The 16263-nt window shown below is 59.6% G+C and carries 13 protein-coding genes and 2 tRNA genes; 4 read left to right on the top strand and 11 right to left on the bottom strand.

The features are described from left to right. Positions 1 to 23: 23 nt before the first annotated feature. From rplI to rnr, 6 genes are all read right to left on the bottom strand, one after another. Positions 24 to 470 (bottom strand): 50S ribosomal protein L9, encoded by a 447-nt coding sequence (gene rplI / locus AD669_RS02365; protein ID WP_042557398.1) that lies wholly within the window; start codon positions 468 to 470, stop codon positions 24 to 26. 18 nt (positions 471 to 488) lie between these two features. Continuing rightward, positions 489 to 1382 carry a hypothetical protein gene (locus tag AD669_RS02360; RefSeq protein WP_053116778.1) on the bottom strand — a complete coding sequence of 298 codons (894 nt, stop codon included), beginning with the start codon at positions 1380 to 1382 and terminating at the stop codon, positions 489 to 491. Positions 1383 to 1418: 36 nt separating this feature from the next. Further along, on the bottom strand, positions 1419 to 1649 hold the full coding sequence (rpsR, locus tag AD669_RS02355) for a 30S ribosomal protein S18 (protein WP_002551829.1): 231 nt from the start codon (positions 1647 to 1649) through the stop codon (positions 1419 to 1421). A 28-nt stretch (positions 1650 to 1677) separates the two neighbouring features. Then, positions 1678 to 2100 carry a 30S ribosomal protein S6 gene (gene rpsF, locus AD669_RS02350; RefSeq protein WP_003217491.1) on the bottom strand — a complete coding sequence of 141 codons (423 nt, stop codon included), beginning with the start codon at positions 2098 to 2100 and terminating at the stop codon, positions 1678 to 1680. A gap of 276 nt (positions 2101 to 2376) precedes the next feature. Beyond that, positions 2377 to 3141: a 23S rRNA (guanosine(2251)-2'-O)-methyltransferase RlmB gene (rlmB, locus tag AD669_RS02345; RefSeq protein WP_008078316.1), complete on the bottom strand. Its 765-nt coding sequence runs from the start codon at positions 3139 to 3141 to the stop codon at positions 2377 to 2379. Further along, positions 3138 to 5768 carry a ribonuclease R gene (gene rnr, locus AD669_RS02340; protein ID WP_053116777.1) on the bottom strand — a complete coding sequence of 877 codons (2631 nt, stop codon included), beginning with the start codon at positions 5766 to 5768 and terminating at the stop codon, positions 3138 to 3140. The genes rlmB and rnr overlap by 4 nt, the downstream gene beginning before the upstream one ends. Before the next feature lie 225 nt (positions 5769 to 5993). Between rnr and AD669_RS02335 the strand changes: the two genes are divergently transcribed. From AD669_RS02335 to AD669_RS02320, 4 genes are all read left to right on the top strand, one after another. Beyond that, positions 5994 to 6080 (top strand) — tRNA-Leu (locus tag AD669_RS02335). Between the two features lie 181 nt (positions 6081 to 6261). Then, a tRNA-Leu gene (locus tag AD669_RS02330) sits at positions 6262 to 6348 on the top strand. Between the two features lie 288 nt (positions 6349 to 6636). Then, positions 6637 to 7647 carry an extracellular solute-binding protein gene (locus tag AD669_RS02325; protein ID WP_053116776.1) on the top strand — a complete coding sequence of 337 codons (1011 nt, stop codon included), beginning with the start codon at positions 6637 to 6639 and terminating at the stop codon, positions 7645 to 7647. Continuing rightward, complete coding sequence (locus tag AD669_RS02320) at positions 7647 to 9212, top strand: iron ABC transporter permease (RefSeq protein ID WP_053116775.1); 1566 nt, start codon at positions 7647 to 7649, stop codon at positions 9210 to 9212. Before AD669_RS02325 ends, AD669_RS02320 begins: the two co-directional genes overlap by 1 nt. Before the next feature lie 71 nt (positions 9213 to 9283). Here AD669_RS02320 and AD669_RS02315 read toward each other — a convergent pair whose 3' ends face one another. From AD669_RS02315 to hflK, 5 genes are all read right to left on the bottom strand, one after another. Next, positions 9284 to 11218, bottom strand: a complete 1935-nt coding sequence (locus tag AD669_RS02315; protein WP_053116809.1) for a methyl-accepting chemotaxis protein — start codon at positions 11216 to 11218, stop codon at positions 9284 to 9286. 139 nt (positions 11219 to 11357) lie between these two features. Beyond that, the gene (locus AD669_RS02310; RefSeq protein ID WP_027921980.1) at positions 11358 to 12647 is read right to left on the bottom strand and encodes an adenylosuccinate synthase; all 1290 of its coding nucleotides are present in this window, start codon (positions 12645 to 12647) and stop codon (positions 11358 to 11360) included. A 54-nt stretch (positions 12648 to 12701) separates the two neighbouring features. Next, positions 12702 to 13889, bottom strand: coding sequence for an ATP phosphoribosyltransferase regulatory subunit (locus tag AD669_RS02305; protein ID WP_007915833.1), 1188 nt, complete (start codon positions 13887 to 13889; stop codon positions 12702 to 12704). A gap of 313 nt (positions 13890 to 14202) precedes the next feature. Then, positions 14203 to 15072, bottom strand: coding sequence for a protease modulator HflC (hflC, locus tag AD669_RS02300; RefSeq protein WP_053116774.1), 870 nt, complete (start codon positions 15070 to 15072; stop codon positions 14203 to 14205). Then, positions 15072 to 16244: an FtsH protease activity modulator HflK gene (gene hflK / locus AD669_RS02295; RefSeq protein WP_053116773.1), complete on the bottom strand. Its 1173-nt coding sequence runs from the start codon at positions 16242 to 16244 to the stop codon at positions 15072 to 15074. The genes hflC and hflK overlap by 1 nt, the downstream gene beginning before the upstream one ends. Positions 16245 to 16263 lie beyond the last annotated feature (19 nt).

The raw sequence follows: 16263 nt of genomic DNA, 5'->3' as shown, positions 1-16263 counted from the left end.
GCCGCCAGCCGATCAGGTATTGCTTAAGCTGCTACCACGACAACGCGTACGGTGGCTTCAACTTCGGCGTGCAGGTGCACAGCCACGTCGAATTCACCTACGTTGCGGATGGTGCCGTTCGGCAGACGAACTTCGCTCTTCTGCACTTCAACGCCGGAGGCGGTCAGTGCGTCAGCGATGTCGTGAGTACCGATCGAACCGAACAGCTTGCCTTCGTCGCCAGCGGTGGCAGTGATGGTCACTTCCAGCTCGGCCAGTTGGGCAGCACGGCTTTCAGCCGATGCTTTACGGTCTGCAGCAGCTTTTTCCAGCTCGGCACGACGCTCTTCGAACGCAGCGATGTTCGCTGGGGTCGCGGCGGTAGCTTTGCCGTAAGGCAGCAGGTAGTTACGACCGTAACCGGCCTTAACGTTTACTTTGTCACCCAGGTTGCCCAGGTTGGTGACTTTTTCCAGAAGGATCAGTTGCATGTGAAAATCCTCTAACTTTTAACCTTCACCGTTCGCGCTGTCGGTGTCTTTCGACACGTGACGACCGCGAAAATCAATCAGGCTGTCGACAATGGCCAAAACCACGAGCAACGGATAGATCAGCTGCATGAACAGCAACAGCGTGACGTACAACCCCACCAGCCAGAAACCGGCCAGTCGCTTCTGCCCGACCAGCCCGTGAATCAAGGCAAGTCCGGCGAACACCAGCGGTACACTGCACAACGGCGTCAACATGGCCATCTGTGCACCGAGATTCGGGCCCAGAAGCATCAACGCCAGCAGTAACATCGCCGGCCCCAGCGGGATCCGTATGGCGCGAAACTCGCGACCAAAACCACCCGGGTTGTACAACAACGCCTGCCAATGACGCCCGACAATCAGGCTCAGCACGCTGACGATCTGCAACAACGCCGCAATCAGTCCGGTCAGGACTGGTGCAATCAGGGACGCGAAACGCGCTTGCTCTTCGACCGACAATTGCTTGTAGGTCTCACCGAGAAGCGCGGGCATTACCTTGATAAGGGCCTGCGCGAGCATCTCGATCTGGGCCGCAAACGCCGCCCCGAGCACCACTGAAAACACCACTCCTATTGCCACGCTGGCCAGCAGCGTACGAACCCAGGACTCACTTGCGCGCAAAATCAACGCAAGCCCCGAAGACCCCAGCAGCACCAGAAGTGCCCGTGGATCATCGGCGTACAACCACCAGACCAAGGCCGGCAGCAGTCCCAGCAACAGAACACCGAGGGCGTCTGTCAATCCGCGCCGCAGCAGCACAAGGCTCCCGGCGGCGGCACCCAACCAATACAACAACGGCAATGTTGCACATCCGGCCACTACGAGAGTGGCCTGCATGCGGCCGCGCATGATGAACTCAGCTAAGGCACGCATGCATTCAATCCTTTGCTACTTGTCGACTGCCCGGTCTCAGCGGCCGTGGCTGTCGGTGTAGGCCAGCAGGGCCAGGAAGCGGGCGCGCTTGATAGCGGTGGCCAGCTGACGCTGATAACGAGCTTTGGTACCGGTGATGCGGCTTGGAACGATTTTGCCGGTCTCGGATACGTAGGCTTTCAGAGTGTTGAGATCTTTGTAATCGATCTCCTTCACGTCTTCAGCGGTGAAGCGGCAGAATTTACGACGACGGAAGAAACGTGCCATTTGATAGGCTCCTTAAAAGGTCCGTGGATTACTCGTCAGCGTTATCGCTGTTGTCGCTGTCATCACTATCAGCGCTTTCAGCGCCTTCGTGCTCAGGACGGTCGCGACGCTCACGGCGCTCACTGCGGTTTTCTTCAGCCTTGAGCATCTCGGATTGGCCGGTAACGGCTTCTTCGCGACGGATGACCAGGTTACGGATCACTGCATCGTTGTAGCGGAAGTTGTCTTCCAGCTCGGCCAGGGCCTTGCCAGTGCACTCAACGTTCAGCATCACGTAGTGAGCCTTGTGAACATTGTTGATTGCGTAGGCCAGTTGACGACGGCCCCAATCTTCCAGACGGTGGATTTTGCCGCCGTCTTCTTCGATCAGCTTGGTGTAACGCTCAACCATGCCGCCGACTTGCTCGCTTTGATCCGGGTGGACCAAAAAGATGATTTCGTAATGACGCATGAATGCTCCTTACGGGTTGTAGCCTGCCGCTCAAAAACGGTCAGACAAGGAGTGAATGACACTTATGGACTTGCTGGCGCGGGGCACATGCGTGCCTGCCGTCACAGCAAGGGGCGCAATTGTAGAGAAGGGACAGAAGAGGTGCAAGGCAATTGGTGATTATTTGAACAATCACCAATGAACACCTGCAGGAGTTGCCGAAGGCTGCGATCTTTTGATTTTGTTTTTAAAGACAAGATCAAAAGATCGCAGCCTGCGGCAACTCCTACAGGGGGCTTATTTCTTGGCAGCAGGCTTGGCTTTTACGCCGCGCTGGCGCTGGGCTTCGAACAGGCAGACGCCCGTCGCGACCGAGACGTTGAGGCTGCTGACGCTACCGGCCATCGGCAGCTTCACCAGATAGTCGCAGTGTTCGCGGGTCAGGCGACGCATGCCTTTGCCTTCGGCGCCCATGATCAGAATGGTCGGGCCCGTCAGATCCTGGTCGTAGATGCTGACTTCAGCTTCGCCTGCTGTGCCGACAACCCACAGACCGCGCTGCTGAAGCTTTTCCAAGGTGCGCGCAAGGTTGGTCACGGCCACCAACGGAATCACTTCCGCCGCGCCGCAGGCCACTTTACGCACGACCGGCGTCAGGGTTGCCGACTTGTCTTTCGGCACGATCACCGCCAGCGCACCCGCCGCATCGGCCGAACGCAGGCAGGCGCCGAGGTTGTGCGGATCGGTCACGCCGTCAAGCACCAGCAGCAACGGTGCGCCGTCAGTGCGATCGAGCAGCTCGTCGAGCATCGCTTCGCCCCAGACCTGGCTCGGGCTGACTTCCGCGACCACGCCTTGGTGAACGCCTTCAACCCAAGCGTCCATTTCGCGGCGCTCGGCCTGACCAACCTGGACACGATTCTCGTTGGCCAGCTCAACCAGCGTCTGCACGCGCGGATCGTTGCGGCTTTCAGCCAGCCAGATCTGCTTGACGCGCTTCGGGTGGTGACGCAGCAACGCTTCTACCGCGTGAACGCCGTAGATTTTTTCCAACTGACTCATGACTTCGCCTTCGGTTTACGTGCCCCGCCACTTTTGGCTGGAGCAGAACCCGCTTTTGGCGGGCCTTTACGATGTTTGCTCGGTTTTGCTGACTTGCCGCCGGAGGCCTTTTCAGGCGCCGACCGCCCGGTCTTTCCCCCAGGCGCCGCTTTACCACCGTTTTTGGCGTCGGAAAGCAGAGCCTTCTTCATTTCACGGCTTTTACGCAGCTCGGCGTTTTTCGCCACAGCGTCGCTTGGACGATAGGCTTCGGGAGCTTTCTCTTTCGCTGGACGGCGACCTGCGGTTTTTGCAGGAGCCGCTTCGGCTTTTTCCTTCTCGGCTGGCGCAGCAGTTTCAGCACCACGTTTTTTGCGACCGATCGGCGCGCTGATGGTTTTTTCGGCCATCTCGAAGTCGATCTTGCGCTCGTCGAGGTCAACGCGCATGACGCGCACTTCAACGGTATCGCCGAGACGGAAGCTACGACCGGTGCGCTCGCCCGCCAAGCGGTGATGCACAGGATCGAAGTGGTAGTAATCGCCCGGCAGCGCGGTGACGTGCACCAAGCCTTCGACGTAGATATCAGTCAGTTCGACGAACAGACCAAAACCGGTCACCGCCGTGATCACGCCAGGGAACGACTCGCCCACGCGATCCTTCATGAACTCGCACTTGAGCCAGTTCACCACGTCGCGGGTCGCTTCGTCGGCACGGCGCTCGCTCATCGAGCACTGCTCGCCGAGTTGCTCCAGCGCCGCTTCGTCGTACGGATAGATACGCGCTTTCGGAATGGTCATCGCACCGGCACGGCGAACGTGCGGGGTGTCCTGTTTCGAATGGATCACGCTGCGGATCGCGCGGTGCGTGAGCAAATCCGGGTAACGACGGATCGGCGAGGTGAAGTGGGTATAGGCTTCGTAATTCAGGCCGAAGTGGCCCTGATTGTCAGCGCTGTACACCGCTTGGCTCAGCGAACGCAGCATTACAGTCTGGATCAGGTGGAAATCCGGACGATCCTTGATGCTCGCCAGCAATGCCTGGTAGTCCTTCGGCGACGGGCCGTCCTTGCCTTTATGCAGGGACAGGCCGAGCTCGCCAAGGAAGGCACGCAGTTTTTCCAGACGCTCCGGTGGCGGGCCGTCGTGAACGCGGTACAGCGCAGGAATTTCGTGCTTCTTGAGGAATTCGGCGGTGGCCACGTTGGCCGCCAGCATGCATTCTTCGATCAGCTTGTGCGCATCGTTACGGGTGGTCGGACGGATTTCGGCAATCTTGCGCTCGGTACCGAAGATGATTCGGGTTTCCTGCGTTTCGAAATCGATCGCGCCACGTACGTGACGAGCCGCCAGCAGAACCTTGTACAGCGCATAAAGCTGCTTGAGGTGCGGCAGAACGTCGTTGTACTCACCGCGAAGCTGACGCGCCTCGGTGACTTTCGGCGTTTCCAGCATCGCGCTGACTTTGTTGTAAGTCAGGCGAGCGTGGGAATGGATCACCGCCTCATAGAAGCAGTAGTCGGTCATTTCGCCGGACTTGGAGATGGTCATCTCGCAAACCATGGCCAGACGATCGACGTGCGGGTTCAGCGAGCAGAGGCCGTTGGACAGTTGCTCAGGCAGCATCGGCACGACGCGCTCGGGGAAGTACACCGAGTTGCCGCGCACTTGCGCTTCGTTGTCCAGCGCCGAACCGATTTTCACGTAGCTGGAAACGTCGGCAATCGCCACGTACAACTTCCAGCCGCCGGAGAACAGGCGCAGCTTGCCCGGTTTGGCTTCGCAATAAACCGCATCGTCGAAGTCGCGGGCATCTTCGCCGTCGATGGTGACGAACGGCAGATGGCGCAGGTCAACGCGCTTCTCTTTGTCTTTCTCTTCGACTTCCGGCTTGAGCTTGGCGGCTTCTTTCAGTACGGCTTCGGGCCAGACGTGCGGAATGTCGTAAGTGCGCAGGGCAACATCGATTTCCATGCCCGGCGCCATGTAGTTGCCGACCACTTCGACCACATCGCCTTGCGGCTGGAAGCGCGGCGTTGGCCAGTGGGTGATTTTCACCTCGACGAACTGACCGATCTGCGCGTTGGCGTTACGGCCCGGCGTGACCAGCACTTCTTGCTGGATCTTCGGATTGTCGGCAACGACAAAACCGATGCCGCCTTCTTCGAAGTAGCGACCGACGATGGTTTCGTGAGCACGCGAGACCACTTCGACGATCACGCCTTCGCGGCGACCGCGACGGTCAAGACCGGAAACACGGGCCAGCGCCCGATCACCGTCAAACACCAGACGCATTTGCGCCGGGCTCATGAACAGGTCGTCGCTGCCGTCGTCCGGCACCAGGAAGCCGAAACCGTCACGGTGACCGCTGATGCGACCGAGGATCAGGTCGAGCTTGTCGACCGGCGCGTACGTGCCGCGGCGGGTGTAGATCAGTTGAGCGTCGCGCTCCATGGCGCGCAGGCGGCGGCGCAGGGCTTCGATCTGGTCTTCTGTGGTCAGACCAAACTCTTCGACCAGTTGCTCGCGGGCAGCAGGCGAACCCCGATCGGCGAGGTGCGCCAGGATCAGTTCGCGGCTAGGAATAGGGTTTTCATATTTTTCCGCTTCACGAGCGGCCTCGGGATCGAGGGACTGCCAATCGGCCATTAGAGAGTTTTCACCTTGTCTATATGCGGGTTAGTTTGGCATAGGCGCCATGAAACGGGAAATTTCCGACTCTATAAGGCGCGTATCCGGGGCTGTAGCGTTGCTTGAAAGCCGTTTTGACCACCGCCGGTAAAAAAAATCATGTTTTTTGCTGAGAGGGGTTTACAGTTAAAAAGACGCTCCGTATAGTGCGCGCCATCGACGACGCACAGCGTTGCCGATACTGCCCAGATGGTGAAATTGGTAGACACGCCAGCTTCAGGTGCTGGTGACCGCAAGGTCGTGGAAGTTCGAGTCTTCTTCTGGGCACCAATTTAGAGTTTGAGACTAGATCAGTTTCAAGACTCACACAAAAACCCGCGAAAGCGGGTTTTTTGCATTCTAAGGAACGCTTTTGTTAAAACCGATTTATTAAAATTAAATCAGGGGTTTACAGATCAAAAAGCGCTCCGTATAGTGCGCCACATCAACAGCGGCAACGCTAGCGATGATTGCCCAGATGGTGAAATTGGTAGACACGCCAGCTTCAGGTGCTGGTGACCGCAAGGTCGTGGAAGTTCGAGTCTTCTTCTGGGCACCAATTCAAATTCAAGGTTACGGCCTTGGATTTCACAAAAACCCGCGAAAGCGGGTTTTTGCGTTTCTGCCCTCCCGAAAACCAGAATCCCTGTAGGAGCTGCCGAAGGCTGCGATCCTTTGACCCTGTTTTTCAAAGAGCAAGATCAAGAGATCGCAGCCTTCGGCAGCTCCTACGGTTCAACGAAGTCGTCGTATCAGAGCTGGCGGCCTCTCGCAAGGCGCACTTGAGAAACAATATCGTTTATCATTGTTGCAAGTTTTTGCAATGCGACAGTGAGGAACCCTGCGAATGACGTTTCGAAATACCCTGCGCCGAGGCCTGACCTTCACCCTTCTCGGCCTGGCGCTCGCCACTCCCCTCACCCAGGCTGCCGATGCGGTTTCCCTGACTCTCTATAACGGCCAGCACAAGGAAGTCGGCGACGCGATCGCCAAAGCCTTCGAAGCCAAAACCGGCATTCACGTCAATGTCCGCAAAGGCAGCAGCAATCAGCTCGCCAGCCAGGTCATCGAAGAAGGCGACCGCTCCCCCGCCGATGTGATCTACACCGAAGAATCGCCGCCGCTGAACAATCTCGGCGAACTCGGCCTGCTGGCGAAAACCGATGACGCCACTTTGGCTGTGCTTCCGGAAAAATATGTAGCCGGCAACGGCACCTGGATCGGCGTCACAGCGCGCGTTCGCGTGGTTGCCTACAACCCGAAACTGGTCGATGAAAAAGACCTGCCGAAATCGGTGATGGAATTCTCCGATCCGAAGTGGCAAGGCAAAGTCGGTTTCGTGCCAACCAGCGGCGCGTTCCAAGAACAAGCCGTAGCGATCATCAAGCTGCACGGTCGTGACGCTGCCGAAGAATGGCTGACTGGCCTGCGCGCATTCGGCAAAACCTACAGCAACAACATGGTTGCCCTGAAAGCTGTGGAAAACGGCGAAGTCGCTACCGTGCTGGTGAACAACTACTACTGGTTCGCCCTGCAGCGCGAGAAAGGCAAACTCGACTCGAAACTGCATTACTTCACCGGCGGCGATGTCGGTGGCTTGATCACCGTATCCAGTGCTGCCGTGCTGAAATCCAGCAAGCATCCAAAAGAAGCCCAGCAATTCCTCGCCTACATGGCCAGCGAAGAAGGTCAGCGCGTGATCACTCAGACCACCGCCGAATACCCGCTGCACAAAGGCATGGAATCGGATCGCGGGCTCAAGCCGTTCAGCGAGCTGGAAGCGCCGAACGTAACGCCGGCCGATCTGGGCAATGCCGAAGAAGCGCTGGAACTGGAACGTGAAGTTGGCTTGAACTGATGGCCGCATCGTTATCCGCCCCCGCCTCGCGCGGGGGTTACGTACCAAAGCGCAAGCGGCCGTCGATCTGGCTGGTGCTGCCAGTGTTGCTGCTGGTAGTGCTCAGCCTTTTGCCGCTCGCCTACGTCGGACTGAAAGCCTGGCAGGCCGGTTGGGCCGAGGCGCTGCACTTGCTGTGGCGCCCGTACGTGTTCGGCCTGCTGCGCAATACGCTGGCATTGATGGTTGGCGTGACGATTACCTGCGGCGTGATCGGTCTGTCGCTGGCGTGGCTGCTGGAACGCAGCAATCTGCCGGGGCGGCGCCTGTGGGGCGTGATTCTGTGCCTGCCGTTCGCGGTGCCGGCGTTTGTCAGTAGCTTCACCTGGGTCTCCTTGAGTGCGCAGTTCGAAGGGCTCGGCGGGGCGATTCTGGTGATGAGCCTGTCGAAGTATCCGCTGATCTTTCTGCCGGTAGCGGCAACCCTGCGCAATCTCGATCCCTCCCTTGAAGAGTCCGCACGCACCCTCGGGCAGAATCGCTGGGGGGTGTTTTTCCGCGTCACCCTGCCGCTGCTCTGGCCTTCGCTGTTGGCCGGTTCGTTGCTGATTGCCTTGCACATGTTGGTGGAGTTCGGCGCGCTGTCGATCATCGGCCTGCAAACCTTCACCACGGCGATCTATCAACAGTTCGAGCTGGAATTCAGTAACGCCAACGCGGCGATGCTTTCTGCGGTGCTGCTGGCGCTGTGCCTGGTGTTGTTGTGGCTGGAGCTGCGCGTGCGTGGCAAAGGCCGGCATGTGCGCACCGGGCAAGGCGCGGCGCGTCAGGCTGAGCAAGTTCGATTGGGTCGCTGGGCTTCGCTGGGTCAGTTGTATTGTCTGGCGCTGGCGATTGTCGGCAGCGGGATTCCGCTGGGCATGCTGGCCTACTGGCTGGCGGTCGGTTCGTCGGCAGCGTTTCCGGTGGCGGCGATTACTGAAGCATTGCTGTCGTCACTGGCACTGTCGCTCGGTGGCGCGGCGCTGTGCCTAGTACTGGCGGTGCCGGTCGGGTTGTTAGTGGTGCGTTACAAGGGCCAACTGGCGATCTGGGCCGAACGCCTGCCATATCTCTTACACGCGTTGCCGGGCTTGGTAATTGCGCTGACGCTGGTGTATTTCGCCCTGCATTACGTGCCGGCGCTGTACCAGACTTCGGGGTTGTTGCTGATCGCTTATGCGCTGCTGTTTCTGCCGCTGGCGCAGGCACCGATTCGTACTGCACTGAACAAGGCTGCGCCGCAGCTTGAAGAGGCTGCGCGTACGCTGGGTGCTTCGTCGTTCACGGCGTTTTGCCGGGTGACATTGCCGATTATTTTCCCGGCATTGGGCGCGGCGTTTGCGCTGGTGTTTCTCGATGCGATGAAGGAATTGACGGCGACGCTGCTGCTGAGTCCGACCGGGCTTAACACGCTGGCGACTGAGGTCTGGGCGCATACCGCGAATGTTGAGTTTGCGGCTGCGGCGCCTTATGCGGCGTTGTTGATTTTGGTGTCCGGCTTGCCGGTGTATCTGTTGACGACGCGGATGTATTTGAGCCGCTAAAAGATCGCAGCCTGCGGCAGCTCCTACAGGAGATTAATGTAGGAGCTGCCGCAGGCTGCGATCTTTTGATCCTAAGCCCTGAACTGCCCCAGACTCGCCTTCAACTGCGCAGCCAACCCATCCAGCACCTTGCCACTCGCCGTGGTTTCCACCACTGCCTGCGCCGCTTTCTCGGCCTGCGCATGAATCGTCTCGACCCGCCCACGCACCGCCTGCGCACCCTGCGCCTGATGCGCCGCTGCCTGCGTCGCCAGACCAATCGCCGCATGCACCTGCTCAACCGAGGCCTGCACCGATTGCTGCAACCGCGCACTGTCGCGCAACACCAGCAAGCCTTCGCTAGCCTGACGCCCGGCCTGACCAATCGCCTCAACCGCCTCACGCGCACCCTGCTGCAAAGCAACAATGTGCGCCTGAATATCGCCGGTAGAGCTTTGCGTCTTGCTCGCCAACGCACGCACCTCATCCGCCACTACCGCGAACCCACGCCCGGTTTCACCCGCGCGCGCCGCTTCAATCGCCGCGTTCAGTGCCAGCAAATTGGTCTGCTCGGCGATCCCGTGGATCACCGTCAGCACCACTTCAATCTGTTCACTCTGCTGCGCCAGTCGCTGAATGACCTTCGCTCCGGTGTCGACCTGCCCGGCCAACGCCTCAATCAAGCCGCCGACCTTGGCCGACGTGCGCGTGTTCTCATCAGTGGCCTGACGAATATCCACCACCTGCTTCAACGCCGCCTGCATCGCTTGGCTTTCCGACTGAGCCTCGTCGGCCATTTGCGACAGTGCGCGCAGACTCTCCGCCACTTCATCACGCTGCATCCCGGCCGCCGCATCGGCGCCAGCATTGCGCAGGGTCATCGCGCCGATCTCCACGCCGGTACGCTGGGCGACATCGCCCGCCTCGCGCACGATCGGCTGCAACTTATCGACAAAGCGATTGACCGCCGAAGCCATGTCGCCGATTTCGTCCTTGCTGTTGATCTGCACCCGCTTGGTCAGATCGCCCTCGCCCGCTGCCAGATCATCCATCGCGGCATTGAGCATCTTCAGGCGATTGACCACGCGATGGCCCAACACCACGGCCAGCAACAGCAGCACGCCGCAACCGACCAGCGCCAGGCCCAGACCGATTCTCCAGCGCAGCGTCGCCGCTGCCTCTTGCACGGTGCTGGCGGTATTGGCTTTCATTTCAGCAGCGGTGGATTGCGCCGATTGCAGACGCGCTTGCATGGCTTTCGCGCTATCGGCGGCGGCACCTTGAAGGCTGTCGCCGACCAGTTGATCACTGCTGGCGATCAGCGCCGAGAAACGTTTATCCAGCGCGGCCAGATCGGTTTCCACCGACGCCGTGGAAACGCCCATCAGCACCTTGCCGATTTCCACGCCGTTGGGATTGATCGAGGCTTCAAGGTAGTAAACCGACGGATCGTTCTTCGCCGCATCCAGCACCTTATCCAGCGCACGCTCGCCTTGGCCTTTTTCCAGCAAGGCTTTGTTGATCGGGTTTTCGCGGTTGAGATAACGGGTCAGGTGCTGGCCGGTGGCATCGTCGTACACCACAAACAGCACATTGGGATTGCGCTGGGCACGACGAGCGAACTCGGAGAGGGTCGGCACGTCGCTGTCCCACATCGCGCGCGGCGCAACGGAGGCGAGCAGTTGCGCCATGTCATTGGCCGAATCCTTGAGGTCTTTTTCCAGGGTCGCACGCAGCTGTGCCTGCTCATCCTTCAGACGCGTGGACAAACCGGCGGTCAACCGCTGGCGGGTGCTGCTGGAAAGGTTGTCCAGGCTCGACGTGACTTCACGTCCGGCCTGCTCTAGTTCACCAGAGAGTTTCTGGCTGTCGGCACCGAGGCGCACGCCCAGATCGGCTTCCAGCGCCGTGACGGTGCTCCGTGTCAGGGCGACGGCCACCAGCACTTGCACCAAAAGGGCGATACCAAGGGTAACGAATACCGGGCGCAACAAACGGCTTTGTAACAGTGAGAGAACGGCCGACACTGTGAATACCTCTACTTCTGACGCCATTAATTTGATGGCACTCTTGTAGGAAGTTTCACAGCAAAGGTCATGCCGTCCGACAGGCATAAACGACAAAGGCCCCGATTAAGGGGCCTTTGTTTTTTACATCAACGACTTATCAAGCAAACGGATGACGCAGAACGATGGTTTCGTTGCGATCCGGGCCCGTCGAAATAATGTCGATCGGTGCGCCGATCAACTCTTCAACGCGCTTGATGTAGGCACGAGCGTTAGCCGGCAGCTCTTCCAGGGTTTTTGCACCCACGGTCGATTCAGTCCAGCCCGGCACTTCTTCGTACACAGGCTGCAGGCCTACGTAGCTGTCAGCGTCGGTCGGAGCAACGGCGTTGCCTTGCGCGTCTTTGTAGCCGACGCAGATGTTGATGGTTTCCAGACCATCGAGTACGTCCAGCTTGGTCAGGCAGATGCCCGAGATGCTGTTCACATCGATAGCGCGACGCAGGATAACGGCGTCGAACCAGCCGCAACGACGGGCACGACCGGTGGTAGCGCCGAACTCGTGACCTTGCTTGGCCAGGTGCGCGCCGACTTCGTCGAACAGCTCAGTCGGGAACGGGCCCGAACCGACGCGAGTGGTGTAAGCCTTGGTGATGCCCAGGATGTAGTCCAGGAACATCGGGCCAACGCCCGAACCAGTCGCCACGCCACCGGCGGTGGTGTTGGAGCTGGTCACGTACGGGTAGGTGCCGTGGTCGATGTCGAGCAACGAACCCTGGGCGCCTTCGAACATGATGTCTTTGCCGGCGCGACGCAGGTCGTGCAGCTCGGCAGTCACGTCGAGCATCAACGGCTTGAGCAGCTCAGCGTATTCCTTGCACTCGGCCAGAGTCTTTTCGAACTCGATCGCCGGCTCTTTGTAGTAACCGACCAGCATGAAGTTGTGGTAATCCACCAGTTCACGCAGCTTGTCTTCGAAGCGCGGCATGTTCAGCAGGTCGCCAACACGCAGGCCACGACGAGCGACCTTGTCTTCGTACGCCGGGCCGATGCCGCGACCGGTAGTACCGATCTTCAGCTCGCCACGGGCCTTTTCACGAGCCTGATCCAGCGCTACGTGGAAGGACAGTATCAGCGGGCAGGACGGGCTGATACGCAGACGCTCGCGCACCGGTACGCCTTTCTCTTCCAGCTTGGTGATCTCGCGCAGCAGGGCGTCAGGTGCAACCACCACGCCGTTGCCGATCAGGCACTGCACGCCTTCGCGCAGCACGCCCGACGGGATCAGGTGCAAAACGGTTTTTTCGCCGTCGATCACCAGGGTGTGACCAGCGTTGTGGCCACCTTGGTAGCGCACTACGGCGGCAGCATGTTCGGTCAGCAGATCAACGATCTTGCCTTTGCCCTCATCACCCCATTGGGTGCCCAGGACTACGACATTCTTACCCATAACACTTGTCCTCATTCGCGCAAACTTGGTGCCGGCGATGGCCGGCAGGAAAACTCAAGAAGCCAGTGGCGAAACTTGCCAAAGCCCGTTCTGCTGAATCAATTGCCGGTCGCAGTCCGCATCACGGGCGGCGGCCAAAGGTTGTCCAGGCAACGCCTGAACGACACGCTGACCCTCACTGCGCAACTGGCAAACCTGCTGCCAGAGTGCCGCATCCGTACTGTCAGGCATCCAGATACCGCCAGACGGTAGCTCGATCTCAGCACGCCCCAGGGTCACCAGGGTTTTCAAATCGGTGGAAAAGCCTGTCGCCGGACGGGCGCGACCAAAATCGGCGCCGATGTCGTCGTAGCGACCGCCCTGAGCGATGGACTGGCCAACGCCCGGCACGAACACCGCGAACACCACACCGGTGTGGTAGTGGTAGCCACGCAGCTCGCCCAGATCGAAGTACAGCGGCAGCTCCGGGAAGCGCGCCGACAGACGCTCGGCGATCGCCAGCAAATCTTCCAGTGCTGCCAGAACCGGCGCCGGCGCATTCGCCAGACGCTCGCGGGCAGCGCTCAACACTTCACGGCCGCCGCACAGATCAACCAGCGCACGCAGCATGCCGGACAGATCGGCCGGCAGACCTTCGGTCAAGGTAATGACCTCGTCGATGGCCTTGCGTTGCAGCGCATCGAACAACTGCTGCTCGACTTCACCAGACAGACCGGCGGCACGCGCCAGACCACGGTAAATGCCGACATGCCCCAGATCCATGTGCACATCCGGCACATCGGCCAGTTGCAGCATGGCCAGCATCAGACTGATCACTTCAACGTCGCTGCTCGGACTGGCGTCGCCGTACAACTCGGCGCCCAACTGAATCGGGCTGCGCGAGGACGACAATGCACGCGGTTGCGCATGCAGCACGCTGCCGGCGTAGCACAGACGGCTCGGGCCTTCGCGACGCAGGGTGTGCGCATCGATGCGCGCCACTTGCGGCGTGATGTCCGCCCGGAAACCCATCTGCCGGCCCGATTGCGGGTCGATGACCTTGAAGGTACGCAGATCCAGGTCCTGGCCCGCGCCGGTCAGCAGGGATTCCAGGTACTCGATATGGGGAGTCACGACAAACTCGTAACCCCAGCTCTGGAACAGATCCAACACCTGACGACGCGCGACTTCAATGCGCGCCGCCTCCGGTGGCAGTACTTCTTCGATGCCATCTGGCAGCAGCCAGCGGTCTACCGTTGCCATTACGCCATTCCCCTTTGATCCGGGCGGCCAGCACGAGGGCGAGCCTTGAGTGAAGCAGAAAATGATCAGTCCGTTCAAAACGCACGCGCATGAACGACGCAGCGAAAGGCCTGTCAGCGGCTTCGCCCATCACTTTCCTCGAAAAACGGTCGGGCCATTCAACCCGATGCCTGCAACAAAAAACAGCAATCAAACGTGCAGACGCAAAAAAGCCGGGAATTTCCCGGCTGCCGCATCATACACACGTTTTCCGAAAGGATCACCCCGCCCGAGGTTTTAGCCGCCGGGCGGAATGATTCAGGTCAACGTCGTATCAAGGCTTGGACTTTTCCAGGTAGCGGAAGAAGTCACTGCTTGGGTCGAGGACCAGGACGTCGGATTTGTTCGCGAAGCTTTCACGGTAGGCGCGCAGGCTACGGTAGAAACCGTAGAACTCCTGATCCTGACCGTAGGCCTTGGAGTAGATCGCAGCAGCCTGGGCGTCACCGTCACCGCGAACCTCTTCGGATTCACGATAGGCTTCAGCCAGCAGCACGCGGCGTTGACGATCGGCGTCGGCACGGATGCCTTCTGCCAGCTCGTTACCCTTGGCGCGGTGCTCGCGAGCTTCACGCTCACGCTCGGTGCTCATACGTTCGAACACGCTGCGGTTTACTTCTTTCGGCAGATCGATGGTTTTGACCCGGACATCGATAACTTCGATACCCAGCTCTTTTTCCGCCATCGAGTTCAGCGATGCGGTGATGTCAGCCATCAGTGCATCACGCTCACCCGACACCACTTCGTGCAGGGTGCGCTTACCGAACTGGTCACGCAGACCGGATTCGAGACGGCGGGACAGACGCTCGTCGGCGATTTGCTTGAGGCCGGAAGTTGCGGTGTAGAAGCGCTCGGCATCTTTCACGCGCCACTTGGCGTAGGCATCAACCATCACGGCTTTCTTTTCCAGGGTCAGGAAGCGCTGTGTCGGTGCATCCAGCGTCATCAGACGTGCGTCGAATTTACGCACCTGGTTAACGTAAGGCACTTTCACATGCAGGCCCGGCTGAACATCAGCCTGAACCACGCGACCGAATTGCAGCAGCACCGCACGCTCGGTCTGAGCGACGATGTAGAAGCAGTTCCAGCCCACCAGTAGCACAACGACGCCAACGATCAGGGCGATCAGCGATTTATTGCTCATCAGCGGGTCTCCCTTGTGCGCGTCTGCGGCAGGTCAGTGACGTGCGGCGCGGCATCCGTGTTGTTGCTGGCAGCGGCCGAACCGGTGACCGGCGCATTGCTGCCCGAGCTGTTCTGAATCATTTTGTCCAACGGCAGGTACAACAGGTTGCTCTGGCCGTTCTTGTTACCGGTCACGAGTACCTTGCTGGTGTTGCTGAAGACTTCCTGCATGGTGTCCAGGTACAGACGCTCGCGGGTGACTTCAGGTGCCTTGCGATACTCGGCGACCAGTTTGGTGAAGCGATCCGCCTCACCCTTGGCACGCGAGACCGTTTCGTCACGATAACCGTTGGCATCTTCGATGATGCGCTGGGCCTGACCACGGGCTTCCGGCACGACGCCGTTGGCGTAGGTTTCAGCCTGGTTGCGCGAACGCTGCTCGTCTTCACGGGCGCGGATCACGTCATCGAAGGCTTCCTGCACTTCACGCGGGGCTGCCGCGTTCTGTACGTTGACCTGAGTCACAGTGATACCGGTGCGGTAAGTATCGAGGAAGCGTTGCAGACGCTCCTTGATTTCGCTGGCCATCAATTCACGACCTTCGGTCAGCACCTGATCCATGGCGGTCGAACCCACCACGTGGCGCAGGGCGCTGTCGGTCGCATGTTGCAGGCTGATTTCCGGCTGATCGACGTTCAGCACGAAGTCCTGCAGGTTGCTGATCTTGTACTGCACGGTCAGCGGCACTTCGACGATGTTCTCGTCTTCGGTGAGCATCTGGCCCTGCTTGGTGTACGCACGCTCACGCGTTACGTTTTCCATGTACTTCTTGTCGATCGGCGGCAGGTAGATGTTCAGGCCCGGGCCAACAGTCTCGTAGTACTTGCCGAAGCGCAGCACCACGGCCTGCTCCTGCTCGTCGACCACATAGACCGCGCTGTACAGCCAGATAGCCGCCAGCACGACGAGGACGATGCCGATCAGACCGCCGAAGCCGCCACGGCTTTTGCCGGAACCCCCGCCGTCATCACCGCGTTTTTTACCACCACCGAACAACCCGTTCAGGCTTTCCTGCAGCTTTCGGAAGGCCTCATCGAGATCTGGTGGCCCCTTGCGGTCGCCGTTATTGCGGCGTTTGCCACCCCAAGGATCCTGATTATTCGAGTTGCCACCCGGCTCATTCCAAGCCATAGCGCTCTCCATCTGATAA

This window comes from Pseudomonas sp. P1.31, assembly GCF_001269815.1.
Lineage (GTDB): Bacteria > Pseudomonadota > Gammaproteobacteria > Pseudomonadales > Pseudomonadaceae > Aquipseudomonas > Aquipseudomonas rustica.
The sequence above is the reverse complement of the archived record's forward strand: the minus strand, read 5'-3'. Positions and strand labels throughout refer to the sequence as shown.